The sequence below is a fragment of the Serratia sp. FGI94 genome, from assembly GCF_000330865.1.
In the GTDB taxonomy this organism is placed as follows: domain Bacteria; phylum Pseudomonadota; class Gammaproteobacteria; order Enterobacterales; family Enterobacteriaceae; genus Serratia_B; species Serratia_B rubidaea.
Window position 1 is genome coordinate 4125938 of record NC_020064.1, and the last position, 18581, is coordinate 4144518.

Annotated in this window: 21 protein-coding genes and 1 pseudogene; 13 read left to right on the forward strand and 9 right to left on the reverse strand. The window is 58.1% G+C overall.

The window, feature by feature from the left end; all coding sequences use genetic code 11:
- The first annotated feature begins 97 nt into the window (after nt 1-97).
- Nucleotides 98-1789, forward strand: coding sequence for a C4-dicarboxylic acid transporter DauA (gene dauA / locus D781_RS18820; RefSeq protein ID WP_015673924.1), 1692 nt, complete (start codon nt 98-100; stop codon nt 1787-1789).
- A 118-nt stretch (nt 1790-1907) separates the two neighbouring features.
- Here dauA and D781_RS18825 read toward each other — a convergent pair whose 3' ends face one another.
- The 3 genes from D781_RS18825 to D781_RS18835 form a co-directional block, all read right to left on the reverse strand.
- Nucleotides 1908-2102, reverse strand: coding sequence for a ribbon-helix-helix protein, CopG family (locus tag D781_RS18825; RefSeq protein WP_015673925.1), 195 nt, complete (start codon nt 2100-2102; stop codon nt 1908-1910).
- Between the two features lie 65 nt (nt 2103-2167).
- On the reverse strand, nt 2168-2953 hold the full coding sequence (locus D781_RS18830) for a fused MFS/spermidine synthase (RefSeq protein WP_015673926.1): 786 nt from the start codon (nt 2951-2953) through the stop codon (nt 2168-2170).
- A 25-nt stretch (nt 2954-2978) separates the two neighbouring features.
- On the reverse strand, nt 2979-3422 hold the full coding sequence (locus tag D781_RS18835; protein WP_015673927.1) for a 3-hydroxymyristoyl/3-hydroxydecanoyl-(acyl carrier protein) dehydratase: 444 nt from the start codon (nt 3420-3422) through the stop codon (nt 2979-2981).
- 191 nt (nt 3423-3613) lie between these two features.
- On the opposite strand from D781_RS18835, the gene D781_RS18840 reads away from it, so the two are divergent.
- Complete coding sequence (locus tag D781_RS18840) at nt 3614-3949, forward strand: zinc ribbon domain-containing protein YjdM (protein WP_015673928.1); 336 nt, start codon at nt 3614-3616, stop codon at nt 3947-3949.
- 129 nt (nt 3950-4078) lie between these two features.
- On the opposite strand, the gene D781_RS18845 is transcribed toward D781_RS18840, so the two are convergent.
- The 4 genes from D781_RS18845 to D781_RS18860 all read right to left on the reverse strand — a co-directional run bounded on the left by D781_RS18845 (nt 4079) and on the right by D781_RS18860 (nt 8365).
- Nucleotides 4079-4591 carry a hypothetical protein gene (locus D781_RS18845; protein ID WP_124014465.1) on the reverse strand — a complete coding sequence of 171 codons (513 nt, stop codon included), beginning with the start codon at nt 4589-4591 and terminating at the stop codon, nt 4079-4081.
- Nucleotides 4592-4654: 63 nt separating this feature from the next.
- Complete coding sequence (locus D781_RS18850; protein WP_015673930.1) at nt 4655-6061, reverse strand: oligosaccharide flippase family protein; 1407 nt, start codon at nt 6059-6061, stop codon at nt 4655-4657.
- Nucleotides 6058-7230, reverse strand: coding sequence for a TDP-N-acetylfucosamine:lipid II N-acetylfucosaminyltransferase (locus D781_RS18855; protein ID WP_158497490.1), 1173 nt, complete (start codon nt 7228-7230; stop codon nt 6058-6060). The genes D781_RS18850 and D781_RS18855 overlap by 4 nt, the downstream gene beginning before the upstream one ends.
- Before the next feature lie 28 nt (nt 7231-7258).
- On the reverse strand, nt 7259-8365 hold the full coding sequence (locus D781_RS18860; protein WP_015673932.1) for a DegT/DnrJ/EryC1/StrS family aminotransferase: 1107 nt from the start codon (nt 8363-8365) through the stop codon (nt 7259-7261).
- 958 nt (nt 8366-9323) lie between these two features.
- On the opposite strand from D781_RS18860, the pseudogene D781_RS23275 reads away from it, so the two are divergent.
- From D781_RS23275 to D781_RS22315, 4 genes and pseudogenes are all read left to right on the forward strand, one after another.
- A pseudogene (locus D781_RS23275) lies at nt 9324-9410 on the forward strand (PhnA domain-containing protein); the annotation flags it as partial.
- Nucleotides 9411-9579: 169 nt separating this feature from the next.
- Nucleotides 9580-9966 carry an acyl-CoA thioesterase gene (locus D781_RS18865; protein WP_015673933.1) on the forward strand — a complete coding sequence of 129 codons (387 nt, stop codon included), beginning with the start codon at nt 9580-9582 and terminating at the stop codon, nt 9964-9966.
- Nucleotides 9967-10144: 178 nt separating this feature from the next.
- Nucleotides 10145-11131: a hypothetical protein gene (locus D781_RS18870; RefSeq protein ID WP_015673934.1), complete on the forward strand. Its 987-nt coding sequence runs from the start codon at nt 10145-10147 to the stop codon at nt 11129-11131.
- Between the two features lie 75 nt (nt 11132-11206).
- The gene (locus D781_RS22315) at nt 11207-12118 is read left to right on the forward strand and encodes a transglycosylase SLT domain-containing protein (protein WP_015673935.1); all 912 of its coding nucleotides are present in this window, start codon (nt 11207-11209) and stop codon (nt 12116-12118) included.
- A 64-nt stretch (nt 12119-12182) separates the two neighbouring features.
- Here D781_RS22315 and D781_RS18880 read toward each other — a convergent pair whose 3' ends face one another.
- Entirely contained in the window at nt 12183-13166 is a 984-nt protein-coding gene (locus D781_RS18880; RefSeq protein WP_015673936.1) for a hypothetical protein, read from the reverse strand.
- Nucleotides 13167-13170: 4 nt separating this feature from the next.
- Nucleotides 13171-13950 carry a hypothetical protein gene (locus tag D781_RS22320; protein ID WP_015673937.1) on the reverse strand — a complete coding sequence of 260 codons (780 nt, stop codon included), beginning with the start codon at nt 13948-13950 and terminating at the stop codon, nt 13171-13173.
- Between the two features lie 591 nt (nt 13951-14541).
- Here D781_RS22320 and D781_RS18890 point away from each other — a divergent pair.
- The 7 genes from D781_RS18890 (at nt 14542) to D781_RS18920 (ending at nt 18561) form a co-directional block, all read left to right on the forward strand.
- Nucleotides 14542-15495 carry a sigma 54-interacting transcriptional regulator gene (locus tag D781_RS18890; RefSeq protein WP_041411900.1) on the forward strand — a complete coding sequence of 318 codons (954 nt, stop codon included), beginning with the start codon at nt 14542-14544 and terminating at the stop codon, nt 15493-15495.
- Nucleotides 15496-15625: 130 nt separating this feature from the next.
- Entirely contained in the window at nt 15626-15883 is a 258-nt protein-coding gene (locus tag D781_RS18895; RefSeq protein WP_015673939.1) for a hypothetical protein, read from the forward strand.
- A 64-nt stretch (nt 15884-15947) separates the two neighbouring features.
- Nucleotides 15948-16301 carry an EscI/YscI/HrpB family type III secretion system inner rod protein gene (locus D781_RS18900; RefSeq protein ID WP_015673940.1) on the forward strand — a complete coding sequence of 118 codons (354 nt, stop codon included), beginning with the start codon at nt 15948-15950 and terminating at the stop codon, nt 16299-16301.
- A gap of 5 nt (nt 16302-16306) precedes the next feature.
- Nucleotides 16307-17077, forward strand: a complete 771-nt coding sequence (sctJ, locus tag D781_RS18905; protein ID WP_015673941.1) for a type III secretion inner membrane ring lipoprotein SctJ — start codon at nt 16307-16309, stop codon at nt 17075-17077.
- On the forward strand, nt 17074-17655 hold the full coding sequence (locus D781_RS23915; protein WP_015673942.1) for a hypothetical protein: 582 nt from the start codon (nt 17074-17076) through the stop codon (nt 17653-17655). The genes sctJ and D781_RS23915 overlap by 4 nt, the downstream gene beginning before the upstream one ends.
- Entirely contained in the window at nt 17642-18256 is a 615-nt protein-coding gene (gene sctL / locus D781_RS18915; RefSeq protein WP_015673943.1) for a type III secretion system stator protein SctL, read from the forward strand. The genes D781_RS23915 and sctL overlap by 14 nt, the downstream gene beginning before the upstream one ends.
- A gap of 77 nt (nt 18257-18333) precedes the next feature.
- Nucleotides 18334-18561 (forward strand): HrpF protein, encoded by a 228-nt coding sequence (locus D781_RS18920; RefSeq protein WP_015673944.1) that lies wholly within the window; start codon nt 18334-18336, stop codon nt 18559-18561.
- Nucleotides 18562-18581: the final 20 nt, after the last annotated feature.

Here is an 18581-nt window from a genome sequence, read left to right on the forward strand (position 1 = left end):
TTCATTGTGGAGAATATTTACCCGATCGCCTGTAACCGAGACGGACCCCATCCGGCCCGCCATGTCGTTTTATTTTTTGATTTGGCTATTACCTGAGATGAATACACACAAGATCAACCGCGTACGCCCCTTCAGCGCCCTCATCGCCGCCTGCTGGCAGGAACCCTATTCACGACAGCGCCTGCTGAAAGACGCCATTGCCGGCATCACCGTCGGCATTATCGCTATTCCGCTGGCCATGGCGCTGGCTATCGCCAGCGGCGTACCGCCGCAGTACGGCTTATACACCTCGGCGGTTGCCGGCATCGTGATCGCCGTCACCGGCGGCTCGCGCTACAGCGTCTCGGGGCCGACGGCCGCCTTCGTGGTGATCCTGTATCCGGTGGCGCAGCAGTTCGGCCTGGCCGGCCTGCTGCTGGCCACCCTGCTCTCCGGCGCATTTTTGGTGATAATGGGGCTGACCCGCGTCGGCCGTCTGATTGAGTATATTCCGCTGCCGGTTACGCTCGGCTTCACCTCGGGGATCGCCATCACCATCGCCACGCTGCAGGTGAAGGATTTTTTCGGCCTGCCGCTTACGGCGCTGCCGGCCGGCTATGTGGATAAGCTGGGCGCCCTGCTGCAGGCGCTGCCCGCGGCGGATATCGGCGATACGCTGATTGGCGCCGTGACGCTGCTGGTGCTGATTGTCTGGCCGCGGCTGGGGCTGCGCGTGCCCGGCCACCTGCCGGCGTTGGCGGCCGGCGCCGCCGTGATGGCGCTGCTTGGCCTGGCCGGCCATCAGGTCGCCACCATCGGCTCCAGCTTCAGCTATCAGCTGGCCGACGGCAGCCAGGGCGCCGGTATTCCCGCCATTTTACCCCAGCTGCAGCTGCCGTGGACGCTGCCGGCGGCGGACGGCCGGCCGATGACGCTGAGCTGGCAGACGCTTTCCGCCCTGCTTCCCGCCGCCTTCTCCATGGCGATGCTCGGCGCTATCGAATCCTTACTGTGCGCGGTAGTGCTGGACGGCATGACCGGCAAGAAACACAGCGCCAACGGCGAGCTGCTCGGCCAGGGGCTGGGCAACCTAATCGCGCCGTTCTTTGGCGGCATTACCGCCACCGCCGCCATCGCCCGCTCGGCGGCCAACGTGCGCGCCGGCGCCACCTCGCCGCTGGCCGCCGTGATCCACGCGCTGCTGGTGCTGCTGGCCCTGCTGCTGCTGGCGCCCTGGCTCTCCTTTCTGCCGCTGGCCGCGATGGCCGCCCTGCTGCTGCTCGTCGCCTGGAATATGAGCGAGGCCCACAAGGTGGTCGATCTGCTACGCCGGGCGCCCAAGGATGACATTATCGTGATGCTGCTGTGCATGGCGCTGACGGTGCTGTTCGATATGGTGATCGCCATTACCGTCGGCATCGTACTGGCCTCGCTGCTGTTTATGCGCCGCATCGCGCGGATGACGCGCTTGAGCACGCTCAGCGACGATGCGGATGCGCTGGTGCTGCGCGTGAACGGCCCGCTGTTTTTTGCCGCCGCCGAACGCGTGTTTGATGAGGTGCTGGCGCGCAGCGACGCGTATCAGACGGTGATCCTGCAGTGGGATGCGGTGCCGGTGCTGGACGCTGGCGGGCTGAGCGCCCTGCAGCGCTTTATTGATGCGTTGCCGCCGGGTAAGCAGCTGATCGTGACGGATATTCCCTTCCAGCCGCTGAAAACGCTGGCGCGGGCGCGCATACGGCCGATTGACGGCCGGCTCGCCTTCTACTCAACGCTGCCGGAGGCGCTGGCCACCAGGGAAGATGCCTAACGGCACCAAGACAATGTCGGATTGAGAAGAACATTCAGACAGTGTACAAGGGGCAACGGCGCCGACAGCGGCAGGCGGACGCAACGTCCCCGGCCAATCGGCGTAGTTGCCCTGGCAATCAGCGCGTCTCGACCTTGGGATTGGCCTGAGAGGTCTGGGAAGGGTAGTCAACGTGATGTTTTTGCAGATAATCCCGGATCAGTTGCCGGACCACCTGCGAGGGGGTAACATCTTGCTGCTGGCAGAGCGTCTCCAGAGCTTTTTTCTTCTCCGGATCGATCAAAACGGTTAAACGCGCGGTCTTCTTTTCCATGGTGTTACCATCCTGATTATGATAATCCAATTATAATACCATCCCTGCCGAACTTCGCCAGAAAACTACAGCCGCGTCAGATAACGCGCCAGATGGCCCACCTCCGCCACGCCGTCGCGGCTCAGCCGCAGCGCCTGCGTCTGTAGCGCCTGCAGCCGGTAGGCATTCGTTGCGTAACTGGCGTAGATCACCACGTTGCCGCTGCCGGTTTCGCAGAAAAAGACGTCGGTAAACACCCGGTACAGGGCATGGTACAGCAGCGTTTGACTGTGCGGCATTTCCAGATAGTTGAGCACCAGCCAGCCGCCGTCGCATAGCGCGTCGCGGCAGCGTTCCAGAAACGCCTCGGTGCCCTGCTGCGGCGACATGCTGAACGCCGAATAGAGATCGGAAAAAATAAACCCGTAGCGGCGCGTCGGCACCCGCCGCAGATAGAGACCGGCGTCATCGATGTGATAGTTCACGCAGCCGGCCTCCGGCAGCGTGAAATAACTGCGGGCTACAGCGAGCACGCGAGAGCGCAGTTCCACCACATCAAGCCGCCGGTCAGGATCGTAAGCGTGCAGCGCCCGCAGCAGGCTGCCGCCGCCCAACCCCAGCAGCAGCACGTCGCCCTCTTCCCGCCAGGTAATCGCCATCATCATCGCTTTGATATAGTGATGTATCGGCGAAGCGGGCGAGCGCATGCTCACCTTGCTCTGCTCATACAGCTCATCAAAACGAAGCATGCGATACTGCTTGTGTTCGGTGACGATAATATCGCCGTATTCATCCACCTCACGGTGAATCTCCTGCCCTGGCGGATCCCTGTCCAGCAGCGTTTGCAAAATCTCATCAACAATGCGAGTCACGGGGTCCCCTGACAATACGCGCCCATCAGCTGGCGCAGGTAAATTCAGCCACGCAGAGACGCTTCCCCGCCACCGTCGCCACGCCGGAAAAGCGCACCATATTGCGGCGCTGGCGCAGTAGACGAACATCCAAATGCAGGCGATCGCCGGCCCGGGCCGCTGCGTAAAAGTGCGCACGCCGGATCGCGGCGAAATAACAGGGCTGCCCCGCTTCCAGCAGCGTCAGACGATGATGAACCAGCATCCCCGCCGCCTGCGCCAGCGCCTCCAGCAGCAATACGGAAGGAAAACAGCCCGCGGTCAGCACGCCGCCCTGCAGTAAGGCATCGTTGGCACTGATACTTTTCAGCGCTCTCACCCGCCCCTGCGCCATTTCATGCGGATCCGACAGCACCAGATCGATCAGTTGAAAGGGGTAACGGTGCGGTAAAACCTGGGCAATCGCCGCCGGGCGGATCGGTTCCGTCATGACGTTGTCTGGCTCTCGGTTATCTTTCAATCGGGCATGATAATCCCAATAACATTATAATGTCATGCACATTTAATGTTACCATCAGACACATTATCGCCCGCTGCCGAACCCGATAGCGGCGGCGCAGGGGAAGTCCCCGATTAACATCTTGATTAGACTTGTTATTAACCAAAATTGAGGCCATAACTATGCAACTCCCAGCCTGCCCGCAATGTCAGTCAGAATACACCTATGTCGATAACGGCCTGTATGTCTGCCCGGAATGTGCGCACGAATGGAACGACGCCGAACCCGCAGCCGATAACGATGCGCTGGTAGTGAAAGACGCCAACGGCAATCTGCTGGCCGACGGCGATGCGGTAACGGTGATTAAAGACCTGAAGGTGAAAGGCAGCTCATCCACGCTGAAAATCGGCACCCGCGTGAAAAGCATCCGCCTGGTGGAAGGCGACCACAATATCGACTGCAAAATTGACGGTTTCGGCCAGATGAAACTGAAGTCCGAGTTTGTGAAGAAAAACTAACGACTGTAAAAATCACCGATATGCCGCTGAACAGACGAAAAAAAACCGGCCATAAAAGGCCGGTTTACATCGGTATTGCATAACAACATCGTTAGCATACGTACATTGACCAACTGCTATGCGGGCTACCTATAAAGGAAGCCCGCCGGCAAGTGACGCAACCAGTTTATCGGTACAGCCAAGCTGCCTCTTAACGTCAGCGGCAAGCTCCGTGGCTCCGAAGTAGTGGGCGGCCTGCAGATAGGCAGCTTTTTCAACCAGCCCTCGCCCACAGGCGTTGCCCCGGGTAATCGCACAAATATGGGCACTTAGCTCATCATCACTGTACGTGTCTATCAGGGCGATCATATCGACATACTGCGCTTCTCGGCGTCTCGCCTTCAGCGATCTCCTCTGTGGATTGACGACCATCATCACTGTGACCAATGCAAGCAACAAAACACCGGCCCCCCCCGACTGATGGCCAATGAAAATGATCACGATGCCTAAAATAAGCTGCAGCGTAATGACGGCGAAGTATACCCTTTCGTAGAATTTCGCCAGCATGCTCTCAATATAAAGCGCGTGATAAAATTCAAACTTCCTTGTAGCGGCAATATTATAAGTCTGACTCTTCATTTTTATGCTTACGTCCATATCCAAAAGCTTATCCCGACCAAGGGAAGTTAAGAATGTCATCTTCCCGACAATAAACCCGACGCTGATTTAAATCAGGTGGTATTTTTTCACCGTAGTCACCATAAGACGCCAATTTCTGACCATGAATAAAACCAGCAACAATAGCCAGTAGCCAATCAACTCGCTGCGTATGGCATCGCCAAACAGCGCGCCCAGAGACGCGCCCACCACGCACAAGCCGCTAAACAGGTACATCTCCATTCTGGGGAATGTATTCCAGCTAATGATAGAAAATTCGGTCCGGAGGATTAAAAATAACCAGAAGGTAAAACACGTACTGACAGCAGCGCCAGCCGCGCCAAACCTGGGCACCATATATGCATTGACCCCTAAGTTAGCCAGCAGGGCCAACAATGAGGCCAGCATTGAATACACCGTTCTGCGACTAATGCCGATGCCGACGACGGTCACCTCAGACAGGGTATATAGCAGTGGAAACCCCAGGCAGGCGATAACAATATATTTAACTTCCCGATAGTTTTCAGGCAAAAACCAATCCACAACCCAGGAGAAAAGCCCTCCAAGACAGAAAAAAGTGACAACGACCATCAGCATATATTTAGAGACGGTATTTACCAGGTTAATCCCCTGCGCTTTATCATCGGCAATTTTATAAACCATCGGCGCCCAAACGGTAGAAAACACGCTCTGTACAATACTTGCCGCGCTGGAGAAACTGGCGGCAACGGTAAATACCGCCAGTTGCTCAAAAGTCGAAAATGCCCTGAGGAAAACGCGATCCATGGCGGTTATTCCCCAAAATGCCAGGCTGCCTAAAATCAGAGGAAACCCAAACTTCAGCATCCCCAGCAACTTGCCGTAATCAAACCTTTCTTTGAGCGCCGGCAGCCAGTCATGCCTGGTCGACCAGAGTAAAATCAATAAGACGCTGCAGTATCCAACGGTATTGGCCAGCATCAGCTGAATAAAGTCATGCTGGCGATACGCCAGCGAAAAGTAGCCGATAACCATCAATATCATTAACTTCGGCAGCGCCTGGCTGAGAGAGTAGGCCCCCCCTCGTTCCTGCATGCGCAAAACCAGTGATAAAAAGCGAGAGACAAAACACGCCAGCAGTATCAACGCACAGAGCGTGCCAACCGCAGGGTCATGAAGATCAAAGAGAACGGAAGACAAGCTTAACGGGGTAAAAAATAAAAGAATGAAGATCGCCAGCAAAAGCAGCAGCCCAGGAAGCAGAGATAGTTTTAGCAACGCGGGCTTCACCGTTTCCTCATGGTACTGCCTGACATAAGCTTGATCCAACCCTAAACCAAACAGCAGCACGACAAATGATATGGCAATATTGAGTATGCCGATTCGCCCTATATCCTCCGTAGAATACAGCCAGGTCATCAATGGCAGTGTGATAACACCAAGCAGCGCCGCGCCTACGGGCCCCACAGCAAATGCAGAGATTTTTTTAGCGTTCACCGTATCGCCCCTGGGCCGGCAGCCGTCGCTATCAATATCTTTGTTTTTTCAAGCAAAGCATGATTTGACCAAAACCTGTCGAGAATTATACGATTTTTTATGACCTCTTCTGACGTAAGCCGCGTATCAAAATGAGAGGGATCTGTTGCCATGTCCTGTACAGAAAACAGGGTCAAGCCGATCGATTTGAAATAGCGATACGTCGGGTTTTCGGCTCTCAGAAATACTTTAGCCCCCATATAAAGCATAATGATAATATTACCGACGGCCTGTTGCCGCACGTGGTTCATAACGACAAACCCGCATCGCGCTATCTTTTTCATGTAAGTATCAATGGGCATATAGTCAATTAGCGCATCAAACCCCTCACCAAAGCGCGCCTCACCAATATGCTTTATTTCACGTCCATACTGCGCATCCCCGTAGCTCAGCGGCACCACCAACTTCCGCCCGGAGAAATTAAAACCTTCAATAATATCAAATGTTTCAATATGATTATTAGAACTGGTGGCACTATTGCCGAGCAGGATATCGCGCCCCATTTCTTCTGCCACGCCATGAGCCTTGACATAATCCGCCAGTTCCTGACCAGTAGGACTGTAGTTCCAATCGGCCTGAGCAGGAAACGCCCTCCACTTCCTCGCTGATTTTAACGTGTCGTACTCGTTAGGTATCACCGGGACAAAATAATTGATACGCTCGATGACCTTGACCTTGCGGTACCTCGAATCAAACAACAGCTGAATATACGCCTTAATCGTTTTATTTTTCCCTGACCGTATTCTGCCTTCAAGCTCAGCGGTTTGATCGAGCAGCATCCCGCAATGAGGAGAAATAATATCATAGTAATCCGCCCCCCAGCCCAACCATATAATGGGGACATTTTTGGCCAAGCGCTCAAGAGTCCGATACCATGCGCTACTCAGCGAGTGAACCACCACGATCCGGGCATGGTTCATCACACCGTTATTAATGCCCAACAGGACGTCCTTCACGCCAACGTGATAGTCTATGCCGTTTTTGACATAGTTAGCCGGACGCCCTTTCGTATAAACGCAGACAATATTCTCTTGCGGGAACGCGTCCTCAAACATCCTGATAGCATTATCAATAAACTTATCGTCAGGACACAGATGGACGATTTTACGCTGATTTTCCATACCGCTCATCCGCTCCATTGATTAAACCTGTCATCCTTTACCCCTTGATTAATGAGATGATTCGCGTCTGATCGCTATGACTTAAGTCTGGATAAATAGGAAGGCATAACACACGCCTGGCCACGTTATTCGCCATCGGCAAATTCTCTTTGGCCGATGACGGCATTCCTCGATACATCGGGAACTCGCTGATCAACGGAAAAAAATAACGACGAGAGAAAATATCCCGCGCTTTCAGGAAGCTATATAGTGCTTCACGATCCATTCTGAAATCGTCTTCAATCAAAATAGGAAAATATGAGTAATTGGCGCGCAGCTGTCCGGTCGGTGCAATAAGAGTAATACCGTCAACCCCGGCTAACGCCTCCCGGTAATACATATCGATCTCTTTTCTTCTGGCAATCGCGCTATCAACATGCTTGAGCTGCAGCAGCCCAAATGCGGCGTTAATCTCACTCATCTTTCCGTTGATTCCCGGAGCAACAACGGTAGTTTCATCAACAATGCCGAAGTTCTTCAGATTATTAATCCGGGTCTTGGTCTTTTTATCCGGGCAGATAATTGCGCCGCCTTCAAACGTATTGAACACTTTTGTCGCATGGAAGCTGATAGTGCTCAGGTCACCGTGACGCAACACGCTGCCCCCCGCATCATTAACGCCAAAAGCGTGCGCAGCATCATAAATCACCCGAAGATTATAATTATCCGCTATCCGTTGAATCTTATCCACATCGCAAGGATTACCGTAGCAGTGCACCGGCATAATGGCCGTGGTTTGTGGAGTGATCGCCGCCTCAATGCTATCCGGATCCATATTTAGCGTAACGGGGTCAATATCAACAAAAATAGGCTTTATGCCGTTCCACAACAGCGAGTGTGCCGTGGCGACAAATGAGTAGGGTGTAGTAATCACTTCACCGGTGATTCTTAACGCCTGCAGCGCCGTCAGGAGAGCGATCGTTCCGTTATTAAATAACGCTACCTCATTCACCCCCAGGTAATCGCATAATTCTTTTTCAAGACGCTCATGCATCGGCCCACCGTTAGTCAGTATTTTATTGTCCCAAATACTTTCCATGTAAGGGATAAACTCTTTCAAGTCCGGCAAATAGGGCTGCGTCACATAGATATTTTTACTTTGCATAATCATTCTCGGTATATTATCGGGATTAATGTCCATTAAATCCAATGGGCAATCACTATGTTTATTGATTGCGGGAGAGTAATATCACGTTGAATACGTACTATATTACGGATAATTTTTTATTATGATGGCGCCTGCATCCCATCAAGCACGGTGACCTTCAGCCGTGGCGATACGTTACTCCTACGCGCTGATAACGAATATTGACCACATTCATTCTGGCATCATAGTAAATACACTCACCAAATAAATGCGCACATCGGTATGCCAGGAAGAAGCCCTCATCAGCAGGTCGCGACCGAAATCATGCTCAAATCCCCTCAACCGCCAACCCAACGCACTCCCCGCCACATTGTTATAGTTGACAAAACTACCGTCCATAACCGTCAACCAAGGCCCATCAGGTCGCTGAAACCATTGTTATGCACACCTGACTAAGACAGGTTTTCAAATACATCGCGTTCTAAAACGTCAGCATGATTTTGGAAATCCGCACTGCCCATTCCATACAGACAACTTATTTAAAAAACAAATGAGACTCACAAAACCAATTGACAAAATAAATATTACCGGTACGTACCCGACTTCCCGTTCGTAAAAATCATAATAGGGGACAAACCAAGCACCAGCGAGCCATAGCGTTCCAAAAAACAATCAGAAAATGGAAGTGAAAATATCACAGAATGATAAAAGAGTGACAAGTTGAGAATGATTACAGGAAAAACCCTAGACAAATAACAGCAAATACAAGAAAAATCCTTTATTGGTGATTTTCCTCACAGACACATGCGAACATAAAAATTAACGCGCAAGTTACATATAAAAATAATGGGTGAGTTTTCTGCTGGCAATCCACCGAAAATATCGGCTGGCGACAAATAATATCAATACATAGCGCTCACGCTTAATGACTAGCTGCTCATCCTGACGGGAGATACCCTACGTAGAAAGCGCCCATCAGCTCACAGAGGATCGCACTGTCGACGGCAAAATTGACGGTTTCGGCCAGATGAAACTGAAGTCCGAGTTTGTGAAGAAAAGCTGACGCCCCACATTACCTTGTATGACGCGCGGCTTTCCGCCGCGCTGGCACAGCCCCTGTCCGTCACCGTCAATAGCATGAAATAAGGTGAAGTTTGCTTAACGCCGATGCCCAATCGTGATTTAATTTGTGAGCAAAATTACCAACATCACGAACACCAAGGGATTATTCCATGTACATAAAAAATTATGACGTTGACGAAAAACATATCGATTTTCAGGGCGTGGTTGACGGCCTTTACTACCCCTTCTATATGGAATGGACCCGTCACGCCTTTATGAAAGAGGCGCTGGGCATCGATATCGAAGAGGAATTTAAGCAGGGGCGGCTGTATATGGTGCTGGAATACAGCCTGCGCTTTCGCAAAAGCCTGACCAAGGGCGACAAGATGGAAGTCACCTGCGAACTGGCGAAAAACGATAAGCGCAACCGGGTGAACTTTGTGCAGCAGATCCGGGTTAACGGCCAGGTCTACGCCGACGCCACCTTCGTCGCCACCTGTCTGGAAAACGGCCGCCCCAGCGTGCCTGCGGCGATCGCCGAGTTTATCAACGCCTAAGCGCACGACCGGCATCGGCCCGGCAACCATCCTGCCGCAGATACGCTCTGCGGCCTCACGCCTATCCGCCGACACGGCGTCGCCCTGAGATATCCCCCACAGTTTCAACCCGCCTAGGGAACCCGCCCCCGGTTTGCCGCCACTCACTATGGCTATTTACCAACCCGAGGATCTCATCATGTCTGTCGACATCTCTTCCCTCTACCGCCCAGGCACGGGATGGCCGGGCGCTCCGGCCGCGGATGATGCCTGGACCTCCGCCGACTTCTCCCAGCAGGCCGCTTCCGGCGGCGCGGTGCAGTTCGCCACGCCGGGTTCCGGGCACAGCGTCAATTTCGGCGCGCCACTGACCGGCGCCTCGTCGACGCCGACCGACGGGCAATCCAACCCCGACGATCCCCTCAGCCAGCTGGTCAGCACGCTGATAAACCAGCTGATGGCGGAGCTGTCGCGAATGATGCAGGGCCAGAGCGGCGGCGCGCAGGAAACGACGCCGCACAATACCAACGCCTCCGCAACCTCGCCCTCATCCGGCAACGACGCAGCGGCGCTGAATAACGACCACGCCGCCACGCCGGTGACACAGTCATCTTCCACCAACGGAGCCGGCGGCCCGTCGGCCGGCAGCGGGCCGCGCGCCTTCAATATCACCAATACGCAGGATCACGACATCAATATCGGCCAGTTTGATCAGCACAATCAGCTGGTTGGCGAGATCACCCTGAAGCCCGGGGAAAGCGGCCAGATGCGTTATCAGAACGACTTTACCGGCCTGCTGAAACAGGCTGACGCCGACGGCAACTACCGGGACGACGCCAGCCGCCTGGAGTTCTATAACGGCTTCGTCAATACCAGCGATATCGACGGCCGCAACGCCGCCATCCACGCCACCGACCATCAGGGATTTGAAATCGGCGATCGGCAGAGCATTGCCGACCGCGCACCGGCAGATATTGTCAGCACCGATTCCGCCGGCAATAAAACCATTGCCGGCTACTACGACGGCTCCAGCGACACCATGCGCAAGGGCGGCCAGTTTATGACCGACACGCTCGGCACCGGCATGACCTATATGCATCCGGACGATGACCGACTGCCGGAGGGCCAGAACCCGATGCGCCATACCGACGCCATGACGCTGGACGTCACCTTCGGCAAGGCCTGACGCCCCGCCGGGCGGGAACCCGCGTCCCACGGCGGCCACTCAACCACGATACCCACCCGCAGCAAGGAGACACCGATGCTCTCTGTATCATCCAACCCGGTCCCGCAGCCCTTCGGGCAGAACGGAGACTTCAGTAACCTGAGCGACAATCTGTCGCAGAAATCCGTGCTCAACGCCTCAGACGGCGGCGCGCCGCTGCCGATCAGCTACGGCGGTGCCCAAGGCACCGACATGGACAGCCTGCTCGGCGGCGGCGATATCCAGCAGCAGCTGCAAAGCGCCATTTCCACCACCCTGCTGCAAATGCTGTTCAACCAGATCATGCCGCAGTTTATGCAGCTGGCGCAGCAGCTACTGTCCAACGGCCAGAACGGCGGCGCGCAGACGCCGCAGCAGGGCAGCTCGTCAACGCCGGGCGTTACCCCGCAGACCGCGCCGGAGCAAACCAGCCAGCAACCGGCAAGCGGCGCGACGGAAAGCACCACGTCCACCTCCGGCGCGTCCGGCAGTCTGCATCTGCCTGAGTCGCTGAAACCGTATCAAGACGATATCCAGAATGCCGCCGATAAAACCGGCGTGCCGGCGGAGGTGCTGGCGGCGCAAATCTGGCAGGAGTCGCGCGGCAGCCTGGGCGCCAGCACGGTGAACGGCGGCAACGGCCTGCAGGACAGCGGGCTGATGCAGGTCAACAGCAATACCTTTGCCGATCTGCAGCGCAAAAACCCCGACCTGCTGGGGCCGGACGCCGACCCGAACAGCCCTCGGGATAACATTATGGCCGGCGCGCTGTACATGAAGGAGCAGCTGAACGCCTTTGACGGCAATATGGGCGCGGCGCTGCGCGCCTACAATTCCGGCCCGAACAACGTCAACCTCAACGATCTGAGCGATATCTCCAAAACCGGCACCGGTGACGCTACCTACGTCGATAAGGTGCTGAACTTCGCCAATATCATCAAAACCGGTCAGGGCGAACTGCCGGCCTGACGCACGCCCAAAAAAGCCCCTGCACGTTGCCGTACAGGGGCATTTTCCCCGGTGCCTTAACGACTTATTTCTTATTTTTCACATTATCTATCACGATCTGCGCGGTATCCGTCGCGGCCGTCACCGCCCAGCCGACCGGGCCGCGGGCGGCGCTCATCGCCCCTTCGCCAATCCCCTTCAGCGCGCCGGTAAACACATCCCCCAGACCACGGGCTTCGCCCATATTGTTGAACATCGGCGCCAGCACGGATTTCAGGATCGGAATATTGGACAGCGCCTTGCCGATCTCGCCCATCGCCCACTGGAAGTTATCCTTGTTGGTGCCGTCCAGCCGGACGTGGCTGTCGTTGGTCTGCGGCAGATTACCGTTGCTCGGCAAGGCCTTCAGCCCCTGCTCGGCGATATCTTTCAGTACGCCGGCTTCGGTGCCGTGGCGGGCGTCGCCGTCTTTGGTGATGCCGTCAATCTTGCCGTTGTCCGCCAAATCGCCGCGCGAGCCGCCCTCGCGGTTGTTCAGTCCCTTGATGCTGTTCAGCACCCGCGCCATATTGTAAGCAGCGTCGGCGCGGCTGGCCGGATCCGGGTTATCCTCGGTCCAGTCGCCAAAGCGCTTTTTCAGCTCGTCGCGCTTGATATCCTTCTGGTCGCCGAGGTTCTTCAGCACCGGGTTGGCGTCGATAATCTCCTGCGCGCTGCGGGTATCGCCAGCCGGCCGCCCCTGCAGGTTGTCATCGGTCGGCGGCACGCTGGTGTCCTTTTCCGTCTCGCTGACGCCTTCCTGACCGCCAAACATCGCCGACATATCCGCCTGCGGGCTTTGCAGCAGCGACTGCAGCCCGATCAGCATCAGCAACTGCTGGAACAGGCCGCCGCTCTGCGGCATCGCTTCCGGCTGCTCCGCCTGCTGCGCCGGCGCATTGCCGAAATTCACCGTCCCGATGCGCAGCTGCGGCGTCTGCAGCGTTTCACTCAGGCCCTCTGCCGGGTTCTCCAGCGATTGGCCGGCCTGACGGGGAAACACCCCCTGGCCGGAGATATTGCTCACCATAACGTTAGCCTCCGTTGTTCTGCGTGCCGCCCAGTTTCGACATCAACGCGTCCAGCCCGACCATCTGCAGCAACGGCCCCAGCAGTTTACTCAGCATGTTGCCGCCCTGCTGCTGTGCCGGCTGAGCGGCGCTGTTAGACTCCGCATTGCCGCCCTCGCCCGACGTCGCGCTCTTCTGCCCGCCGCCCGCCAGCTGCTGCATGATCTGCATCAGTTGCTGCATCATCTGCATCAGCTGCTGGACCAGGCCGTTCACGCCGCCCTGAGACTGCCCGCCGGATGCCGGCGCCTCCGGCTGGCTGCGGGCCGACGTTGCCGGCTGCCCATTCTGGCCGTTCTGCACGCCGTCAGCGCCCTGCGCGCCTTTACCGCCCATCACCTGCTGGATCATCTGCATCAGCTGCTGCATCATCTGCATCACCTGTTGGATCACGCCGCCCACGCCGCCCGATGACGACGACTGCCCGGCCGGCGCACTGTTTTCCGGCTGGCGTGACGTCTGCTCGGCCGGCTGCGTCTGGCCGCCGCCCAACAGCTGCTGCAGGCCGAGCAGCATCAGCAGTTTCTGCATCAGCCCGTCCTGCTGCGCAGGCTGCGCCGCCCCCTCACGCGCCGTCATCTGCGGCATCAGTTCCGCGTTGCCGCCATTGCTGAATTTCACCGCCCCGTTTTGCTGCGACAGCGAGACGGCCTGTTCAAGTTTTTCTATGCTTTCACTGGCGTTTTCAATCAGCTGCCCCACCAGCGGCGGGGTGCCGCCTGAACCGGATATATTGAGTGTCATCAGGTTACCCTCCTCTGTTCTGCATCCAACCGGCGCCGCCCGTTACGGGCGCGCGGACGTTCCGTTCTCCAGCCATACTGCCAGTCAACCTCGCGTTCATAAGACCTCCGGTTAATCATTAACTCCGCAAAAGTATCGAGCTATCCCCGCCAGAACACACTTACAATTTCCTGACATTTATGACGTTCAACGGGCTGAGGCTCGCTAGCTGAGTGTCATTACCGCCGCGCAGGTTCCATCTTTGCCGGATTTCGACGTGACGCAGGGCGCAGACATAAAAAATTCATCTGACAGCGCAGTGGTGGCGGGGACGCGCGCACAAGCGGCGCGCCAGCGGGCATTGCCGCACCGCTGTAGGGAAAAGACTACAAGAAGCAGGAAAAAGACTACTGAACAATCATCCTGGACTGATAGCTGTCAGGGAAGGCAATAGAGGAAAGTAACCAAACGCTAATACTTTGTAATGTTTTGTCAGTCTTGCGTCGTCAAAAAAGATTCAGGAAGCTCAACAATTAAACCAGCGTAAACCTGCTGGCTCTGCGCTGGTTTAGAATAATCGGAGAAGTTATGGTTAAGCCTGTTGATTCCAGAATGCCCGTGCGGGCACCGGCCGATTGCGCCAGGGAACGTCACGCCTCACACGCGTCTGCCTCAGACGCGCCGCCGCCCGACGATATCCACGGCTATCTGCATAAGTTAACCAAAATCGTCGCCCCGCTGCACGTGGATGTCCTGCTCGAAGGGGAAACCGGCACCGGCAAAGATACGCTGGCCCGGCGCATCTATGAGCTGTCAGGCGGCAACGGGCCGTTTGTCCCCGTTAACTGCGGCGCCATCCCGGAAAGCCTGGCGGAAAGCGAGCTGTTCGGCGTTGAGGCCGGCGCCTACACCGGCGCCAGCCACGCTCGCGCCGGCTATCTCGAAACGGCGAACAACGGCATTTTGTTCCTCGATGAAATCGACAGCATGCCGCTGACGGTGCAGGCCAAACTGCTGCGCGTGCTGGAAACCCGCACCATTACGCGCCTCGGCAGCACCAAACCCATCAGCCTGCACCTGCGGGTGATCGTCGCCGCGCAGACGCCGCTGGAGCAACTGGTGGAGGCGGGCCGTTTCCGCCGCGATCTCTGTTTCCGCCTGAACACCATCAAGCTGGAGACGCCCACGCTGCGCTCGCGCCCCGAACTGATTATTCCGCTGTTCCGCCGCTTTGCCATCGAGTCGGCGCTGCGGCTCGGCATGCCGCACCCGCCGCGCAGCACCGCGCTGGACGAGGCGCTGCTGCTGCACTGCTGGCCCGGCAATCTGCGCGAGCTGAAGGCGGCGGCCGAACGCTTTATCCTCGGCCTGCCGCCGCTCAACCAGGCGCTGCCGCAGGAGAGCGGCGCGGTGCTGCTGAAGGAGCGTCTCAAACGCATCGAACGCAGCCTGATCCACGACTGTCTGCACCGCCACGACCACCGCATCGACGACGTGGTGCACGAACTGGGCATCCCGCGCCGCACGCTCTACCACCGCCTGAAGCAGCTCAATATACACGCCTGACGAACCACGCCGCCGTCGTGCGGCGGGTCGCCGGAAAAAAAATCGCTCGCCGCCGGAACCGCCCCCTCTCCTCCGCCACTCAATCAGCGAAGTACCCGTATTATCATCCAATGATATGAGAGGAAACGTTATGAAATTTATGTCATTACCATCGATCGGCACCGGTCTGGCCAACGGCATCACCGGCGGTGCCGGCGCACTCACCAAACTGGCCGGCGCCACCAGCGGCAGCAGCTTTATGAGCCAGATGCAGGGCGTGCAGGCGGAAATGCAGCAAAACCAGGTCGACAAGGCCAAACTGGATGCGGAAAACCAGCGCATCAACGGCATCGCCGACAGTGCGGCTCAGGCGGGCTCTGCCGCCGCGCAGGTCAAAATTCAGTACTGATGCCGCGCCGGGAGGGCGCAGCCGCGTCCTCCTGCTTTTCCCCCTCGTTACAGGCGAATCTGCGATGAAAATACCCCATAACGGCCCATCACTGGCCGGCGCTCCGCTCACCACTCCCGCCGACGGCGTCGCCGACGCCAATCAGGACGATATGCACGCCTTCAGCGCCGCGCTCAATGCGCCGGCCGGCGACGGTCAGGAGAACCTGCTCAGCGGCCTCGGCGGCGCCATCAGCGATAATCAGCGCGCGCAGCAGCAGGCGTTCCGCAACCTGGAGGTTGCCTCCCGCTCCAGCAACCCGACGGATTTCAGCCAGGCCAACGCCGCCCTGTCCGATTACTACATTCAGAGCCTGATGAACGCCAAGATCATCGCCAAGGGCACGCAAACCCTGGATAAACTCACTAACCTACAGTAACGGCTATGGGACAACCTCTGGTGAAATACCTGCTGGCGGCGCTGTGCGCCCTGCTGCTGAGCGGCTGCGGTGATGAAACCGTGCTCAACAGCAACCTGTCCGAGAGCGACGCCAACGACATCGTCGCGGCGCTGAACCACTACCATATCGCCGCCGACAAGCGCGTGGAGAAGAGCGGCGTTTCCGTGCTGGTCGCCGCGGCGGATATCGAGCGCTCGGTAAACATCCTCGACGCCGCCGGCCTGCCGCGCAAGGCGCGCACCAACCTGGGCGAAGTGTTTCAGAAGAGCGGCGTTATCTCCAGCCCGATGGAGGAGCGCGCCCGCTATATCTACGCCCTGTCGCAGGAGGTGGAATCGACGCTGTCGCAGATTGACGGCGTGGTGGTCGCCCGGGTGCACGTGGTGCTGCCGGAGCGCATCGCGCCGGGGGAGCCGGTGCAGCCGGCCTCCGCCTCGGTGTTTATCAAATACGCCGACTCGCTGGATCCCGACAGCATCGAACCGCGCATCCGCCGTCTGGTGGCCACCAGCATTCCCGGCCTGGTGGGGCGGGAAGATAAAGATCTGGCGATCGTCTTCGTGCCGGCCAAGGCCTGGCGCGACCAGACGCCGGTGGTCAATCTCGGCCCCTTCGCCCTGACGCCCGGCCAGTATTCGCTGGTGAAGACGCTGTTCAGCGTGCTGAGCCTGCTGCTGCTGATCGGCCTCGGCATCGTTGCGCTGCGGCGCACGGCGAAAAAAGGCGCAACGGCGAACGCGGGCAAAGCCTCATGAGTGACGCCGACGTCACGCTGCGCTGGCTCGACTGGTGGCACAGCGGCTTCTGGCGCGACGCGCACCCCAGCTGGCGACCAACGCTGCCGTTCCCCGCGCCGGCCGCCGCGTTGGCGCGCGTGCACGGCGCGGCGCTGCGCCGGCGACTTGGGGTGACGGATACGCCGCTGCCCCGGCCGCAGCCGCAGTTGCTGACGCTGCTCGCCCTTAACGCCGACGCCCGCGCGCTGCTGCTGACGCTGGTCGCCGAAATCTGCACCGGCGAGACGGCGCTGCCCGGCGATCTGAAAATCTGGTGCCGGCGGCTGGCCAAAGGGCTGCGCCCGGAAAGCTGGCTGCCGACGCCGCCCGCCGGCCAGCCGCCGGCGATCGCCAGCCTGACGCTGCTGCAGGCGCACTACCCCGACTGCTGGCCGCGCCTGCGCATGGCGTTTGAACATGATGACGTCAGCCGCTGTCCGCCGTCGCCGCCGGCGCTGGAGCCACGGCGGCTGCAGCCGCTGTGGGACGCGGCGCTGTGGCAGTGTCAGCGCGTGCTGGCGGAGAACAGCGAGGAGCATCAGTATGTGGCAACTTAGAAAAATTCCCCTGCGTCAGCCGCCGGCGCCGCAGGCCGTGCTGCTCGGCCGCGACACGCTGGCCGTCAGCCGTCAGGCCGAGCAGCTGATCGCCGACGCCGAGCGCGAGGCGCAGTCCCTGCTCGACCAGGCCCGGGCGCAGGCCGACGCGCTGCGCCAACAGGCCGCAGCAGAGCGCGACGCGGTGCTGGCGGGCGCGCAGGAGACCTTCTGGCAGCAGGCCCAGACGCTGTTTAGCGACTGGCAGCAACAGCGCCGCGCCGAGCAGCAGCAGTTGCTCGACGCCGCCGACGCGCTGCTGGCGCAGGCGCTCGGCCGCCTGCTGGACCAGGTGCCGCCGGCCGGGCAGCTGGATATCCTGCTGACGCAGCTGCGCGCCAAACAGCCGTCCGCCGTCGCCGCCACGCTGTACTGCCATAGCGAACGGCACGCCGCGGCGGCGCACTGGCTGACGCAGCGGCCGGAGCTGCGCTGGCAGCCGGCGGTCGACGACGCGCTGCCGCCGGACACCCTGCTGCTGACCACCGAACAGGGCGAACTGCATATCAGCTGGCAGGCGCTGCGTCAGGCGCTGGGCGCGGCGGACGCCGAGGCCGGCTGAAGAATTTTTTTTGCGGATGGAACCGCCGCACCACGCACGCCACTCAACGAGGAACCTTTCATCCCGAGGAGCCCGTTATGTATTCCGACGATTTATTACAACGCCGCCTGGCCAGCACCGCCAACCGTAGCCACAACGAGACCTATCAGTTCGCCAAAGAGATGTCGGGCGAGCCTTACAGCCTCAGCGATATGTACGCCTTCCAGAACCAGCTGCAGGACATGTCCAACACCAGTTGGGCCAGCTCGCAGTACACGCAGTTCAAGTTCGGTATGCGTAAAGCCATTATCGACGCCATTAACTAACGGCCCCCACGGCAGCGCCA

Bases quoted from the DNA above. Each gene is read 5' to 3' on its own strand.
- D781_RS18870 (WP_015673934.1), top strand. From the start codon at position 10,145: ATGTCTGTCGACATCTCTTCCCTCTACCGCCCAGGCACGGGATGGCCG.
- dauA (WP_015673924.1), top strand. From the start codon at position 98: ATGAATACACACAAGATCAACCGCGTACGCCCCTTCAGCGCCCTCATC.
- D781_RS18860 (WP_015673932.1), bottom strand. From the start codon at position 8,365: ATGCAAAGTAAAAATATCTATGTGACGCAGCCCTATTTGCCGGACTTG.
- D781_RS18835 (WP_015673927.1), bottom strand. From the start codon at position 3,422: ATGACGGAACCGATCCGCCCGGCGGCGATTGCCCAGGTTTTACCGCAC.
- D781_RS18920 (WP_015673944.1), top strand. From the start codon at position 18,334: ATGTATTCCGACGATTTATTACAACGCCGCCTGGCCAGCACCGCCAAC.
- D781_RS18880 (WP_015673936.1), bottom strand. From the start codon at position 13,166: ATGGTGAGCAATATCTCCGGCCAGGGGGTGTTTCCCCGTCAGGCCGGC.
- D781_RS22320 (WP_015673937.1), bottom strand. From the start codon at position 13,950: ATGACACTCAATATATCCGGTTCAGGCGGCACCCCGCCGCTGGTGGGG.
- D781_RS23915 (WP_015673942.1), top strand. From the start codon at position 17,074: ATGAGTGACGCCGACGTCACGCTGCGCTGGCTCGACTGGTGGCACAGC.
- sctJ (WP_015673941.1), top strand. From the start codon at position 16,307: ATGGGACAACCTCTGGTGAAATACCTGCTGGCGGCGCTGTGCGCCCTG.
- D781_RS18840 (WP_015673928.1), top strand. From the start codon at position 3,614: ATGCAACTCCCAGCCTGCCCGCAATGTCAGTCAGAATACACCTATGTC.
- sctL (WP_015673943.1), top strand. From the start codon at position 17,642: ATGTGGCAACTTAGAAAAATTCCCCTGCGTCAGCCGCCGGCGCCGCAG.
- D781_RS18825 (WP_015673925.1), bottom strand. From the start codon at position 2,102: ATGGAAAAGAAGACCGCGCGTTTAACCGTTTTGATCGATCCGGAGAAG.
- D781_RS18855 (WP_158497490.1), bottom strand. From the start codon at position 7,230: ATGAGCGGTATGGAAAATCAGCGTAAAATCGTCCATCTGTGTCCTGAC.
- D781_RS22315 (WP_015673935.1), top strand. From the start codon at position 11,207: ATGCTCTCTGTATCATCCAACCCGGTCCCGCAGCCCTTCGGGCAGAAC.
- D781_RS18890 (WP_041411900.1), top strand. From the start codon at position 14,542: ATGCCCGTGCGGGCACCGGCCGATTGCGCCAGGGAACGTCACGCCTCA.
- D781_RS18865 (WP_015673933.1), top strand. From the start codon at position 9,580: ATGTACATAAAAAATTATGACGTTGACGAAAAACATATCGATTTTCAG.
- D781_RS18895 (WP_015673939.1), top strand. From the start codon at position 15,626: ATGAAATTTATGTCATTACCATCGATCGGCACCGGTCTGGCCAACGGC.
- D781_RS18900 (WP_015673940.1), top strand. From the start codon at position 15,948: ATGAAAATACCCCATAACGGCCCATCACTGGCCGGCGCTCCGCTCACC.